General features: G+C 55.1%; 12 protein-coding genes. 1 reads left to right on the top strand and 11 read right to left on the bottom strand.

The annotated features are described in order from the left end of the window. Positions 1-147 precede the first annotated feature (147 nt). From AAID99_RS15160 to AAID99_RS15110, 11 genes are all read right to left on the bottom strand, one after another. Positions 148-1,509, bottom strand: coding sequence for a methyl-accepting chemotaxis protein (locus AAID99_RS15160; protein ID WP_498494502.1), 1,362 nt, complete (start codon positions 1,507-1,509; stop codon positions 148-150). Positions 1,510-1,561: 52 nt separating this feature from the next. Next, positions 1,562-1,942, bottom strand: a complete 381-nt coding sequence (locus AAID99_RS15155; RefSeq protein WP_498494500.1) for a hypothetical protein — start codon at positions 1,940-1,942, stop codon at positions 1,562-1,564. 206 nt (positions 1,943-2,148) lie between these two features. Further along, a complete protein-coding gene (locus AAID99_RS15150) occupies positions 2,149-2,382 on the bottom strand; it encodes a hypothetical protein (RefSeq protein ID WP_188424460.1) in 234 nt (77 codons plus the stop codon). A gap of 375 nt (positions 2,383-2,757) precedes the next feature. After that, positions 2,758-3,480 carry a flagellar basal body L-ring protein FlgH gene (gene flgH, locus AAID99_RS15145; RefSeq protein WP_371869819.1) on the bottom strand — a complete coding sequence of 241 codons (723 nt, stop codon included), beginning with the start codon at positions 3,478-3,480 and terminating at the stop codon, positions 2,758-2,760. A 32-nt stretch (positions 3,481-3,512) separates the two neighbouring features. Then, positions 3,513-4,511 (bottom strand): flagellar basal body P-ring formation chaperone FlgA, encoded by a 999-nt coding sequence (gene flgA, locus AAID99_RS15140; protein ID WP_188424458.1) that lies wholly within the window; start codon positions 4,509-4,511, stop codon positions 3,513-3,515. Positions 4,512-4,518: 7 nt separating this feature from the next. Continuing rightward, positions 4,519-5,304: a flagellar basal-body rod protein FlgG gene (gene flgG, locus AAID99_RS15135; RefSeq protein ID WP_188425350.1), complete on the bottom strand. Its 786-nt coding sequence runs from the start codon at positions 5,302-5,304 to the stop codon at positions 4,519-4,521. Between the two features lie 247 nt (positions 5,305-5,551). After that, a complete protein-coding gene (locus tag AAID99_RS15130) occupies positions 5,552-6,952 on the bottom strand; it encodes a tetratricopeptide repeat-containing glycosyltransferase family protein (RefSeq protein ID WP_229719520.1) in 1,401 nt (466 codons plus the stop codon). 2 nt (positions 6,953-6,954) lie between these two features. After that, entirely contained in the window at positions 6,955-8,040 is a 1,086-nt protein-coding gene (locus tag AAID99_RS15125; RefSeq protein ID WP_188424457.1) for a flagellin, read from the bottom strand. 18 nt (positions 8,041-8,058) lie between these two features. Then, positions 8,059-9,621 (bottom strand): flagellar hook-associated protein FlgK, encoded by a 1,563-nt coding sequence (gene flgK, locus AAID99_RS15120; RefSeq protein ID WP_188424456.1) that lies wholly within the window; start codon positions 9,619-9,621, stop codon positions 8,059-8,061. Between the two features lie 194 nt (positions 9,622-9,815). Next, on the bottom strand, positions 9,816-11,030 hold the full coding sequence (locus AAID99_RS15115) for a methyl-accepting chemotaxis protein (protein WP_498494499.1): 1,215 nt from the start codon (positions 11,028-11,030) through the stop codon (positions 9,816-9,818). Beyond that, positions 11,005-11,496, bottom strand: coding sequence for a PAS domain-containing protein (locus tag AAID99_RS15110; RefSeq protein ID WP_498494497.1), 492 nt, complete (start codon positions 11,494-11,496; stop codon positions 11,005-11,007). The genes AAID99_RS15115 and AAID99_RS15110 overlap by 26 nt, the downstream gene beginning before the upstream one ends. A gap of 674 nt (positions 11,497-12,170) precedes the next feature. Between AAID99_RS15110 and AAID99_RS15105 the strand changes: the two genes are divergently transcribed. Continuing rightward, positions 12,171-13,913: a flagellar hook-basal body complex protein gene (locus AAID99_RS15105; RefSeq protein WP_188424455.1), complete on the top strand. Its 1,743-nt coding sequence runs from the start codon at positions 12,171-12,173 to the stop codon at positions 13,911-13,913. Positions 13,914-13,982: the final 69 nt, after the last annotated feature.

Here is a 13,982-nt window from a genome sequence, read left to right as displayed (position 1 = left end):
TATGCCGTTGTTGTAACCGCCTCAAGCGCTTCGGGATAAAGCGTTCATTAAATCTTCGGTCACGTACGATCGCAGGTGCTTCCAGGCAGTCGACATGCGGCGATGTGTTCTCCCCTGACCGACTATCGTGCGGTCAGGGGAAAGATGTCAGTGCTCTAGTTTGAACAAAGCGACACGTTCCCTGAGAACGGAGGCCGCCTTGTCGAGAGAGGCAATCGCTGCGGTATTTTCTTCAACCATTGCCGCGTTCTGTTGCGTCGATTTGGTCATTTCACCAACCGCGAGATTGATTTCCTGAATTGCCGAGAACTGCCCTGTGGCCGACTGAGCAATTTCAGCGACGAGCTTATCGATTTCGGAGACTTGCCCAAGGATGATACCAAGAGCACCGCCAGCCTCACGCACCAGACGCACACCATCCGTCACATAATCGCTCGAACTCGACACCATTTCCTTGACGCGGCGCGCCCCTTCGGTAGAGCGCTGGGCCAGGGTGCGCACCTCTGTTGCCACCACGGCGAACCCCCTGCCGGCATCTCCAGCACGCGCCGCCTCAATCCCTGCATTCAGTGCCAGCAGATTGGTCTGGAAAGCGATTTCATCAATGAGGCCAATAACCTGACTGATCTGGGAGAAGCTGCTCTCGATCTGGCTCATCGCGCTGACCGCCTTATGCACCATAGACCCCGATTTTTCCGCACCGGTGCGTGTTTCATCGGTCACCGTTGCCGCCTTGCGCGCACTATCTGCCGAATCACGCAACATGCTCACTACGCGCTCAATAGCCGCCGAGGATTGCTCGATACTCGCCGCCTGCTGTTCGGTGCGGCGTGACATATCGTTGGAAGCGACCGAGATTTCGCCGGTTCCTGACCCAATCGCCATGACACTCTGCTGAATCACGGCAAAAGTCTGATTGAGGCGTTCGAAAGAATCATTGAAATCCGTCTTCATGACCTGAAGACGCTGCGGTAGCTGCGCCTCGATACGATAGACAAGATTGCCATCCGACGCTGCAGCGAGCCCTTTGCGAATGGCTTCGACGGCGCGCGATTCCTCCTCCAACTCCCGGGCAACACGCTCGGCATTGGCGGCACGTTCCTTGGCAACCACTTCGCGCTCAGCAGCCTGCTCCGCCTCCAGAAGACGTGCTTTCTGCAAACCGCTCTGAATCGTGCTGAGGGCCTTGGCCATATCACCCACCTCATCGCCGCGCTCGACGCAGGGAATGGTGCCATCCAGTACCCCCTCTGCGATACCCAGCATACGATCGCGCACCAAAAGCAGGGGTGCCACAATCGTTCTCTGGCTCATGATCAGCGTCGCAATGAGAATAAGGATCTGAACGATGATCAAACCGATGACACAGTTGCGTATCGAGGCATTGGCGGCATCGGCCTGCTTTTTTGCGGCGTTCGCGACATGGGTGATTCTCTGACCGGTGATCGCGCCAATATCGATCGCCAAATGAACACCATCCTGATCAGATGCCTGCATGATCGTACGCATGTGCGGCACGTCACCCTTGTTCAGGGCGGTCAGTATTTCGTTGAGCTGACCCTCAAACCTGTCGTATCGTGTCAGGAGCGACGCCAGTATCGCCTCCAGACATCGCCTCCAGACGAGGATCTGTCCGATTTGCCTCCGAGAACAGATCGCGGGTGCCGCGCATGTCCTTCTGGAAGCGTGTGACGACCTCTCCCACAAACGGGCTCTGAGCCTGATCGGTAAGAAGATGAGAGGCATAAAGAAGCGCATTCAACTTGTCGGAGATACGCGCAAGTATAATCGTGCCATGATCATCCTGGTTGATGAAAGCACGATAGCGGGCATCTGTCGCGATCTGGTTCTGAACCAGAAACGCAGTGCCAATGAACGTCACCAGTGTCAAAGTGATTGCAACAAGCGCAATCTTGGTCTTGAAGCGGAGAACACTGAACATGGAGGGGAGAGCCTTATCTCAAGGTGTCCTCAAATAGTCAGAGATAAAAATTAAAAAATCATCTCTGCGTCCTCGCGGCCAACGAGACCGGAAAAGGTAAATACGCTCTCCAACCCAGATACAGTGTCGTTACATTTTAGCTTATAAAAATTCGTTATTCCTCCTGCTTCGGAACATACAGAAGATCCACGTGCGGGGTTAAACCCTCAAGAAGACTTATCCTGATGGCTGGCAATCTGCTGTTTTATCCGCAAAATCAGATAGATCATCAGGCCACACATGAGCAAGAAGACCGAAATCATCGCTGCGAAGTCGCATATGGCTGCACCGAATGAAAAGTCACTCGATATAAAACCCTGATCTGACAACCACTCGCCTGTCATAGACAGGACATGAGAGAATGTCGTCTCAATCAGGCCGAGAAGTGCAAGCACGAGCATTATTTTCGCTATCATTATACCCATTCGGTCTAGTGCTTCGAAATCAGCCCGGAGCCTAGGCACCAAACGTTAAGAAAAAATTCGCCATTGCGTCCGGCATTGACCGAAATATCGGAAAAATGGCCTGTTCCTTGTCCTTGAAAATTCAGGATGAGTCATTCGACGGGAATTAATACCCCGCGAGCGAAGTGCCTCCCTCCCCATTCCTTGAAGGAAGCCGCGTGTTCTCTAACGTATCTAAAAAACTATAGGGGGATACGCGAATTTTTCGGCATGAAACATGTCTTGAAATAACGGCTTAGTCTTATCCCAAGCAGAAACCAGACCTCGATCCAAATGTTACATAACGCCTTGGTCAAGAAAACAAACCACGCCTCAAAAAGGAAGGACACTATCCATGATTTGTTGTCCGTATCGTGCAGATTGGACTTTGGTGAGTTGACCACGACCGCCATACGAGATTCGCGCTTCGGCAATGCGATCATGTGTGACGATATTGCCCTCGGTGATATCCTGCGGGCGTACGACACCACTGACCATCAACTGACGCAATTCACCATTCACGCGCACCTCCTGCCTGGCGACGATCACGAAATTACCGTTAGGAAGTACCTGGGTAATCGTTCCTGCAAGGGCAAGCGTGACGATCTCGTTGCGGCGTATAACACCGCTTCCGGTATTCGCGCTCGCACTGCTTGTATCGAGCGCGCTCGAACTTGATAGTATTTTTCCTTGGGCACCGAAGAAGCTCGGTATTCCAAATGTCTGCGAGCCACTCCCAGCAACCGTCGTATTGTCGTTGACTGCGGCGTTATCCGAAATATTGACATTGATCGTGATGAGATCGCCGACCTGCGAGGCGCGCTGGTCCTTGAAGAAGGCTCTGCTTCCCGGACGCCACAAGCTGCCGACTTCCGTCGGCGGCGGCTGAAGAGGAGGCATAGGCATAGTGATGGGTCGGTAATCGGGAGCCTGAGTCGGGTCAGACGTCTGTGTCATCCGTGGTGGATGACCCATTTCCGTCAGATCCGCAAGCGAGGTACAGGCACTCAATGACGTCAGCAAGGCCAGAGAACCGATCAGAAAAGGACGCTTCATCATCGTGGCCTTTAAAGTAGATCGAGAGCAGATCATGGCATGGTACTACGCGTCGACATAGCCAGACGTCTTGCCGTATTGGGGTCGGAAGGAACCGGATGGCTGCTGAGTTCTACCGCGATATTGGATCCATCCGTCACCCGACCGCTCACGATCATGCCGCTGGCCTCGTTCAGCGCCCTGACCTGTTGCCTGATACCAGCATCTTCCATCGCGCGCCCTGCAATAGTGAGCCTCAGCCCCGGAGCCTCATAGGTTATCATCACCGGATCGCCTTTATGCATGACGACCGTGCGCTGAAGATCCTGCGCTAGGACAGCAGCCCCCGCCACAACGCCACGGCTGACACTCAACCCATCGATTTCGCTCTCATTGACGACAGCCTTGGCAGGAAGATGGCCCGAATAGGAATCGTCTATCCGCACATCTGCGGCACTGATCACGCTGCCAGCCGGAAGCGCACGCGTGTAAACTAGAACACGCTGAGTCGCATGAATAATGCCCGTCAGCATGAAGGAATCGGAAGCCAGATCGCCGGTTGGATGAGCGCGATAGACAGTCGACGAAAACCAGCCGCTGCGCTGATCCCATTTGACATCGGAAAGAACAACCGGCTCAGGCTCATCGGTCGAAACGGTCAGCGGATGAAAATCGCGAAGGGCAATGGAAATAGGCCCTTCACCAAGTTCGGGCAGATTTTTCCGGATCAAGGCATCGAAATAGGCTTCATCCAGAATACGACCAGCCCGCATTATCGTTATGGAGGCGGAAGCTGATTGATCTTCCCATTCGACGCCGTATTGATCGGCAATGGCAATCAATTGCTGTCCGCTGACTTCGATCGTCCCTCCAGGCGCAGGCCCCGGCCCAAGAATACGATCCTGCCCCTGCTCCAGCCCCGAGAAGATATCGGAAAGACGCACGCTGTCAGAAGAGACCGTCGTGGCGTGGCGCAAGGTCGCTGCACCTGCTGGTAGCAAACTGACTACCAGTGCAAGCGCGGTCGAAAGAGCCGGAAGGAGCCAGCGCATAAGGACATTACCGTAGATTGGTGAGCGTCTGAAGCATCTCGTTGGAAGCTGTAATGACCTTGCTGTTCATCTCATAAGCACGCTGGGCCGTAATCAGCGACGTGATTTCAGTCACGACGTTTACAGAAGATTCCTCAACAAATCCTTGACGCACGGAGCCATATCCCTCGCTTTGCGGCGTGCTGAGATTGGCCGTGCCTGAAGAGGTCGTCTCGGTAAAGAGATTCTGCCCCATGGCAGCGAGACCATTTTCGTTCTGGAATGTTGCCAGCTGCAGCTGCCCAGCCACCTGGGCCGTGGTCTGGCCGGAGAGCGTATACTGAACCTGGCCGGACTGATCGATCGTTATGTTTTCCGCATTATTCGGCACCGAGATGTTTGGTGAAAGCGGGTAGCCATCGGCCGAGACGATGGTGCCGTCCTGCGAAAGGGAGAAAGTGCCGTCGCGGGTGTAAGCATACTCGCCGGAAGGGAGGGTTACGCGAAAATAACCACGTCCCTCGATTGCCAGATCGAGCGAATTGCCCGTCTGCTCCAGCGTACCCTGCTCATTGATACGGTAAATGCCTGCCGTGCGAACGCCAAGACCGACCTGCGCCCCTGCAGGCACAAGGTCACCGGTATCCGAACTCATTGTCCCGGCGCGACGAAGATCCTGATAGATAAGATCCTGAAATTCTGCACGACGGCGCTTGTACCCGGTGGTCGTCATATTGGCGATATTATTGGAGATCGTCTCGACATTCGTCGTCTGGGCCTGCATGCCCGTATTCGCAATATCAAGCGATCGCATCATTTTAAGACGTGCTCCTGATGCTCAAAATCAAAGCATCTCTTTTTGAATGGTGTAATAGCGCGGAAATCACTGCAGATCGCGAGCGCGTTCTGCATCGTGTAAAATAGCAGTAGCGATAATTCCTTTTGGAAGCGTAAATCGGCTGGAGGCTTTGTCATCGCCTCGTATGATCACGGACCGGTTACAGCCTACAACGTTCCGTTGCGCAATGCGAGCATCGTATCGGGAACTTTTCCAGATTTTTTCAAACAGCTTCTGTTTGGCGCTCTGTGTGCTGCTGGCAGAACATAGCCAGGGCTTCCTTCATTGCAAGAACCGGTCCGCTCCAGTCGAGCGGAACGTTCTGCTGGAAGATCCTCACCGAATCATACCAAGGTGACCCTATACGCCCCGAGAGCCATCGCCAGCACTGATCATAGCGAGAAAGAAGCCAAGTCGGCTTGCCGAGCGCAGCAGCGACGTGGCAGGTCGACGTATCGACGGCAATCACCAGATCCAGCTCTCCGACCAGCGCCGCAGTATCGCTGAAATCATGCAGGAAGCTTGTATGATCGATCAGGCGCATGCCAGCAGGCGGAACACTCGCCTGGAATGCCTTTTCGCCGATCTGAAGGCTATAGAAAGCGACGCCCGGTATCGCTGCCAAAGGCCCGAAGGTCGACAGATCGGTCGAACGTCTTCCGTCAGCCAGAAAGGCCGCCTGTATCTCCGGATGAGGCGCTCCAGCCCAGACGAGCCCCACGCGCAAAAACTTGCCGTCACCCTGCTTCATATCGTCAGCGAGCTTCTGCTTCCAGAATACCCGCTTGACTGGGTCGAGAACGAGATAGCCCTGGGCAAGGGGGATTGTCTCGAGTGTCGTCCCCAGAGCCATGGGAAGACTGAGCACAGGACACTCAAGATCATGGGCCGGCATCGCGTCGTCTTCGCTCGAAACCACGTGATCCGGAAAGGAATCCTGGAGAAGCGATACCAATGCCGGCCGTACCCGCAGGATTACACGCCCCACGCGCTGGGCCGCTTGGTCGGCAAATCGCGAAAACTGGATTACGTCACCAAATCCACCCTCGGTGGAGATCAGCAAGGTTTGCCCGGGCGCCACTGACCCGGTCCAGCGAGGTCTCTTCAGATCAAAGCTCAGGTAATCCTGTGCGGTCCATCGATGCTCATATTCCCTGAAACCTTCCAGATACTGACCGCTCTGCAACAGAGATACGGCAAGATTGGTGCGGCTATAGGCATTTTCGGGCGCAGCGGCGATTGCAAGACGATGAAACTGCAACGCCAGCGCGTGATCTCCCCGGTGATCAAGGGCAACACCCATATTGCTCAGCGCCAGAGCATGGGTTGAGTGAAGCTGGATGCTGTTACGGTAGCAAGCAATCGCGTTCTCATACTGGCTGAGATGCAGAAAGCTGTTACCCAGATTCGACCAGCCATCTGCAAGAGCCGGATCGTTTTGAACCGCTCGTATCAGAAAGACCATCGCCTCGTTGAAACGGTTCAGGAGATTCAGAAGACCACCATAATTGCACAGGGTTTTCGAATCGCTGGGATCGACCTTTAACCGTGCTTCATAAGCGTGCCGTGCTTCGTCCAGACGACCGGCTAGTTGCAGGGACTCAGCGCTTCCTTCCGGATGCACGATCAAAGGTAATCCGCCAGCGTCATGCCCTTCATGTTCGAAATGAGTATATAAGAGGCGTTGAGGCTCGTTTTGATATTCGATGCGTTCGTCGCAACGGTCGCCATATCGGCATTGCGCGCGTTACCAAGCTGTGTCTCAAGCATGGTATTGACCCCATTCAGCAACGTCGTCTGGGCTGTCAGGCTGTTTTGCGTACCGCCAACGGCGCCTTCCTGCTCGGTCAATTGGCTGATGGTCGTGCCAAGTGACGTATAAATCTGTTTGGCAAGATCCGAAAACCCAGGCGTCTCGGACGACATTCCATTCATGGCAGACACCGCCATAAGGTCACGCATGAGATCGCGTATGGGCGAGCCGGTCGAGGTGGAAGACGCAGCCGAAGTTGTCGACGCTTGCGTGGCGACAATCCCGATAGACGTCGAGCTGTTTGTGCCAGTCATGATGGAACGCTGTCCGCTCACAGCCTGAGAAGCCGAAACAGAAAGTGCAGAAGAGAAAACCGAGACTGAGGGATCGTTTGAAGCCGCCAGGCCAGTAATCTGCGTGAGGACGCTGCTCGCCCCTGTGCTGGACACCGATTTGACGCTGGCAGCAATCTGCTGAGCCAGGGACGTATCAGAAAGCGCCGTCTGCCCTTTCACGGGCGAAGTCGTCGAATCGGTGCCAGCAAACACGTAATTGGTGCCATCGCTCGTGTTCAAAAGCGTCTTCATGCTCGCCAGCGCAGCTTGCGCTGCAGCCGACGCCGCAGCAACCTGACTCGTGGTCGCTGTACCCGAAACCCCGAGCAGGTTCGTCGACAGGGTCTGAGCTTGGGAGACCAGCTGGTTCAGCGACGTGGCGGTCACAGAGAGCGTTGTCTGCGCATTCGAGATGTTCGACTGCCAGGACTGCACCTGGGTGATCTTGGGCGTGAGGTCCAGAACTGTGGCCCGGGACGAGCCAAGATCGGCATAGGTCGCCGCGACGATCCCGGTGCTGCTCTGCCAGGTCGCCGTTTCCTGCTGCGCGGTCAACTCCTTCACACCCGCTTCGAGAATGAGCGAGAGAGCGGACCCACCATATTGATTAATCGCGTTGCTCATCGCTCGCTCCGGGAGAAATTACTGAATCGCGCTCAGAAGCGCATTGAACATGGTCTGCACAGTCGAGATGACCTTTGCATTGGCCGTGTAAGCGTTCTGAAGCGCTACGGTCTTGGCCATCTCGTCATTGACATTCACCCCGGACACGTCGGCAACCTTTGTCTGGAGCAGGGTCAGCACAGCGGAACTCGAGGTCACTCCCGAACTTGCGGCAGCGATCGTCGCGCCCTGATTAGACGTCAGCGCCGTGGAAAGTGCCAGCAATCCCTGCCCACCGGTATACCCCGTAGAGAGCATGCCATTCGCACCCAAACCCGACGATGGCGCCGAAAGTGCTCCGCTCACATCGTCGGGGTCTGAGCCGAACCCGACTGAAAGCACATTGCTGATGACACTCGTATCGCCCGAATTGGTCGTGCCGTCACTATTGGTCGTGGTTGTCAGAAGCGACGGAGTGGCCTTGTATGTGGCGCTTACGCTCAGGCTCGATGACAGACCGACGATCCCGTCAGGGACGGGCTTCGTGAAATCGGACGACTGCAGATTGCTCGACCCGCCCGCACTGGTCGTGAAAAGAGAGAGCCCGGCACTGCTGAAACGATTCATGACTGTGTACGATAACGAGTCGAGCTGCGCTTGCATCTGCGGATAAACGGTATCGCGCAGTGCAATATTGGCGCCGAGATTACCTCCCGTCAGACTTCCCGTAATATCCTGCCCCGCAAGAGTGATCGCCGGAATAGATGTATTGCTGTCCTGAGGGCTATAGTAGGAGCTGCTGGAGAGCGTGACACTGGATGTCGTCAGAGGCCAAGTTTCACTTGGCAGGGTCTGTGTGCTGTTATCAAGCCCCATCTGATCGGGCCGCGTCGGCAACTGGGTGCCATTCGCTGTGCGCACAACCATGTCGCCATTGCTGCTGGTGGTGAAAGAGACATCCAGACTGCTGGACAGATCTGCCATCACGCCCAGACGCTGATTCTCAAGGTCAGCCGTATTCTGCCCCAACCCCTTGAATTTCATGATCTGCTGGGAAAGTGCGCCGATCTGCGTCAGATCCGAATTGACAGACGAGACGGTTGAAACAACGCTATCCGCAGCGCCCTGCCGCTGTGTGGCATAGGTCGATGCGAGAGTGTGAATCGTGTCCGTCAAAGCGGATGCCTTGTTCACCACCGCAGTCTGCGACGCACTTTGCGACGGCGTAGACGTGAGCGAGATCAGGGCGCTCTGCAAATTGCCGAGTTGATCAGTGAGCGTCGCGGTGCTGCCCGAATCAGCCGACGTCGATCCCTGCACCGCAGAGAGCGCCGCCAGTGAGTTGCTCATCGTCGTATAGGAAGACGACGCTGCATTCTGTCGATAGAGCGACGATTGAAGAGCCTGGTTGATTGAGAGCTGAGTGCCGCCCAGCCGCACTCCGGCTCCGATCCCACCCGCAACGGAGGAGAGGGTCGCAACCGTCTCTTTCACATAACCGGTCGTGCTGGCGTTGGCGACATTATTGGCCGTGACGGCGTATTGCGCCTCGATAACGTTCAGGCTGCCAGACGCTATGGAGAGAGAAGCCAGCAGGTTCATCTTTATCCGTTCCGCATGAAAATACGACCGCGCACGGCCAGATCGACTGGTAGGCCTGCCTTACCGAACAGGATGAAGCAGGCTTACCGATCGGCTCTAATGTGAAATGGTTTCGGAAAGGTTTCGCTGGCGGCCCCCTTCGGGAGAGTCGTACCCTCCTTTTTCAGGCCACCATGCGGCAGGGCGTCACGCCTTTAATGCAATGACAGCTCGGCGGACATCAGTTCATTGGAGAGAGTGAATTCCCCTACGAGCCCCCTGAGACGCCCGGCTTCGCCTTCAAGGCTGTTCGCAGCCGCCGTTGCCTCTTCCACCATCGCCGCATTCTGCTGTGTCACACGGTCCAACTGGCCGACTGCCTCATTGACCCGGCCCAGACCCTCGGCCTGCTCGACCGAGCCATGAGCAATCTCGGAGAGAACCGTATCGATATCGGAAATCTGCCCGACGATGCCGGATAATGCGCTTCCGGCATCGACAATCAACTGAGCGCCCCGATCTGAATGCGCCGTCCCTTCAGCAATCAGTACACGGATCTCCTTCGAGGCCTTTGCGGAGCGCTCAGCCAACGCACGCACTTCAGTTGCAACGACGGAAAACCCGCGACCAGCCTCACCGGCACGGGCTGCCTCGACAGCCGCATTGAGAGCGAGAAGATTGGTTTGAAAAGCGATCTGCTCGATCATGCCCGTAATCTGCGAGATCGCCTTGGAACCCTCTTTCATCTTCTCCATTGCCGCTACGGCTTCATTAACGACATCATGGGCCTTGAGCGCATCGACCCGGGCCATTGATGCAGAGTGAGCGGCATTTTTGGCACTTCCTGCGCTGCGAGCGACACGCGCCGTAATGTCATCTAGAGTCGCCGCTGTACGCTCGAGGTTGCCCGCCTGCAATTCCGTGCGCTGAGCCAGGTCATTGGAAGCGACAACAATCTCGTTGGCGCCATTCGCCACGGTCCCGACTGCCGCCCAGACCCCGCCGAGCGTCACATCCAGCCTGGCGATAGCCCGATTGAAATCCTCACGCAGCTTCTCATAGGTCGGGTCGATACCGCCATTCATCCTGAAGCTCAGGATATTGTCGGCCAGCTTCGCCAACCCTCTCCCTATACTGTCGATTGCCTGAACACGCCCTGTAATAACGGTGGCATATTTAACCACTTTGACGACGTGACCATACATGTCGAAAATCGGATTATAAGAGGCCTGCAGCCAGACATGATTACCGTTCTTATCCAGCCGTTTGCATTCGAGGGGAACGTAGCCCCCTTCACGGAGTTTGTCCCAGAACGCCGCGTAGTCAGCGCTTAGCGCAATGGGCGGATCTATGAAGATTCTATGATTCTTTCCGACGATTTCTTCGAGCGTATAAGACATCGCCTCAAGAAAATTTTCGTTCGCCGTCAAAATTGTGCCATCCGGCAGAAATTCTATTACCGCCTGTGCGCGAAATGGCGTCGAGCTTGCCCTTTGTGTCGGCACGCAACATAGCGGCCTCTGTCACCACAGCCGCAACCTTGACGATTTTATACACTCTTCCAGTTATGTCGCGCACCGGGTTATAACTCGCCTGTAGCAACACTTCGTTACCATTTTTGGTAAGCCTAATGCATTCCTGGGAGTAAGCCTCTCCAGACGAGAGCTTGACCCAGAAATCGGCGTATTCGCGTGTGATCCTGAATTTTTCATCGACAAAAAGCGAATGGTGCCGCCCAACGATCTCGTCCAGCCTATAACCCATAGCCGCACAAAAATTCTCGTTGGCGTCAAGAATCTGGCCCTTGAGATCGAATTCGATAAAGGCGAGCGCACGCTCCAGCGCTCCAAGTTTTGCCTTGGAATCCGCCCAGCCACCAGGCCACGACTTCAGCATCTGCTTTATTCTCCAAATTCCAGTGTTCAGATCCGCGATCTGCCTGGCACTTTAAGTTTTGCATAAGCGGGACAAGCCGAAAAAAGATCCCACTCTTGAACATTTTCATTTTGTAAGGAAAACAAAAAAACCAAGGAAAATCGCGCCTTCAGGCGGTGCCAGCAAGCGAAATACCCCCGGCTGGATGAAGACCAAACGTTCCATCCTCGCCATTCACCACGCGATGACGATACCGACAATCGAACGCCCACTCGCCTTAACGAAGGCTCAGAGCGTCAATCCCCTCAAGTCAATCGCAATCTCATGTGAAGCCAATACTAATTAACAGAAAGTTTTCATAAGTCTATTTTTTAAAAGTTAGAAAAAAAAGATTGTAGTAATTTAACGTTATATTAGCGCCTCTCTACGGACCCGGTTGACCAGAGGCGCGCGCGCCACAACGTAACAACGCTTGCTTTTCCCTCCATGCGTGCTACCCATAGGTCTCGCCAGGCTTCATGTCGCATAGGGAACGTTAATCAGCTCTTTGGTGAAGAGACTGACTACCATCCTGACCCACGTGCGGGCGGGCATTTTATAAGTGATAACCCTTCATTTCATCTTCGGATGTTTCGCGATTTTTATCCCCTTCGGGTAGGCGGAGCACCCTGCGGCGCACCAGTCGAGGATACCAGATGTCAGTTTTCAACGCCCTTACGACCGCTGTCAGTGGCATTAACGCGCAATCGACAGCCTTCACCAATTTGAGCAACAACATCGCGAACAGCCAGACCGTCGGTTACAAGGCTGATACAACCTCATTCCAGAATTTTGTCGCCGGTTCCCTGATTGGCAGCACAGCGTCGGCAGATATTTCAGATTCCGTCTCGGCAGTGACGGTGCAGCACGTCGACAATCAGGGCACCCCGACGAGCACAAGCAACAGTCTTGCTTCAGCCATATCCGGCAATGGCCTGTTTGTTGTATCGAAGCCGACTGGCATCAGCAATACCAGCACAACACAGTTCCAGAACCGCAGCTATTTTACACGAAATGGGGAATTTTCCCAAAATAACCAGGGTTATCTGGTCAATACAAGCGGGTACTACCTCAACGGCTACATGGTCGACCCCACAACAGGGCAGCTGGGTACGACACTCAGTCCTATCAACGTCGATAATATCAGCTATCGCCCCCCCCAGACAAACACGATCAGCCTGACGGCCACGGTTGGCACCATGCCAGCAGACGCCTCGAAATATACCGCGTCAGATGCGCAAACATACACGACGGCGCCCGTGACGGTGTATGATACCAACGCGACAGAGCATCATGTTGCCCTAACCTGGCAACAGAGCACGACCAATCCCTTGGTCTGGACCGCGAGCGCCTATGATGCCGATGGCACAGGCGATATCGACCAAGCCAGCAACACCTATAATGTCACGTTCAACAGCAACGGCACGCTGGCCAGCGTTACGAACTCGAGCGGAGCCACTGTCGGCTCGACCACGAGCGGCGCTGCCGTTACCCTGCCAATCACAGCATCCTATGGGACCAACACTACCCAGACGATGAATCTCTCTCTTGGGACCATCGGCGGGACCAGTGGCACCATTATGGCGGCCTCGACTGGCACAGCGAGCAAAAGCGCCATAACGAGCCTGACCCTCAACACGACCAATCAGACCGCAACCGAGAACAGCGCCCAGATCGGCACGACGACAGGCTCGAACCAGAGCTACATGACGTCGCCGGTGGCTATACCTACGACAGCTGGATCAGCCTCATCCACCATCCCTGTTTCGGTGCTGTGGTCGCAAACTTCTGCCTCTCCGCCTACTTGGAATGTCTCGGCTGTAAATGCCTCAACCGGTGAAGTCCTGAGCGGCGTCAGCTCTGTCACTTTCAACGCCCAAGGCGTAGCGACATCGACTCCCGTCCCCACCTCTTTGTCGATCACGGGCTCGGACTACACCATCACGCTCCCTTCTCTGACAAATGGCAGTAATCCCCTGCTTTCCACTTCCAGCACGCTTGGATTGGATACGACCGCCCTCACCTCCGATAGCGTCAATTCGGGTAGCTACGAAGGTGTTCAGATCCAGAGCGATGGATCGGTCATGGCACAATTCGGCAATGGCGCATCGCAGCTCGTCGGCAAGATCGCCCTCGCCAATTTCGCCAACGTCAATGGCCTGAATGCCGTTGACGGCCAAGCCTACACGGCAACCACGGCCTCCGGGAATCCAACAATCGGTGTCGTTGGCGAAAACGGTACGGGCACTTTGTCGGTCGGCTATACGGAATCTTCAACGACAAACCTGACGAGCGATCTGTCAGCGCTTATCGTTGCGCAGGAAGCCTATTCCGCCAATACGAAGGTCGTTACCACAGCTGACACGCTGTTGCAGACCACAATCGCCATGAAGCAATAATCCGACCAGCAAAACAACTTACGCAAGCCGGCTCTCTAGGAGAGTCGGCTGCATTGACAAGATGTTAAT

The organism is Asaia sp. Ae19-3 (assembly GCF_059801175.1).
Note: the sequence above shows the minus strand (reverse complement) of the source record. Positions and strands in the feature narration are given on the sequence as shown.

What these genes read in the sequence shown, in the direction of transcription:
- flgK (WP_188424456.1), bottom strand. Translation starts at nt 9,621, where the DNA reads ATGAACCTGCTGGCTTCTCTCTCCATAGCGTCTGGCAGCCTGAACGTT.
- AAID99_RS15125 (WP_188424457.1), bottom strand. Translation starts at nt 8,040, where the DNA reads ATGAGCAACGCGATTAATCAATATGGTGGGTCCGCTCTCTCGCTCATT.
- flgH (WP_371869819.1), bottom strand. Translation starts at nt 3,480, where the DNA reads ATGAAGCGTCCTTTTCTGATCGGTTCTCTGGCCTTGCTGACGTCATTG.
- AAID99_RS15150 (WP_188424460.1), bottom strand. Translation starts at nt 2,382, where the DNA reads ATGCTCGTGCTTGCACTTCTCGGCCTGATTGAGACGACATTCTCTCAT.
- AAID99_RS15105 (WP_188424455.1), top strand. Translation starts at nt 12,171, where the DNA reads ATGTCAGTTTTCAACGCCCTTACGACCGCTGTCAGTGGCATTAACGCG.
- AAID99_RS15160 (WP_498494502.1), bottom strand. Translation starts at nt 1,509, where the DNA reads ATGCGTACGATCATGCAGGCATCTGATCAGGATGGTGTTCATTTGGCG.
- AAID99_RS15155 (WP_498494500.1), bottom strand. Translation starts at nt 1,942, where the DNA reads ATGTTCAGTGTTCTCCGCTTCAAGACCAAGATTGCGCTTGTTGCAATC.
- flgG (WP_188425350.1), bottom strand. Translation starts at nt 5,304, where the DNA reads ATGCGATCGCTTGATATTGCGAATACGGGCATGCAGGCCCAGACGACG.
- AAID99_RS15110 (WP_498494497.1), bottom strand. Translation starts at nt 11,496, where the DNA reads ATGCTGAAGTCGTGGCCTGGTGGCTGGGCGGATTCCAAGGCAAAACTT.
- flgA (WP_188424458.1), bottom strand. Translation starts at nt 4,511, where the DNA reads ATGCGCTGGCTCCTTCCGGCTCTTTCGACCGCGCTTGCACTGGTAGTC.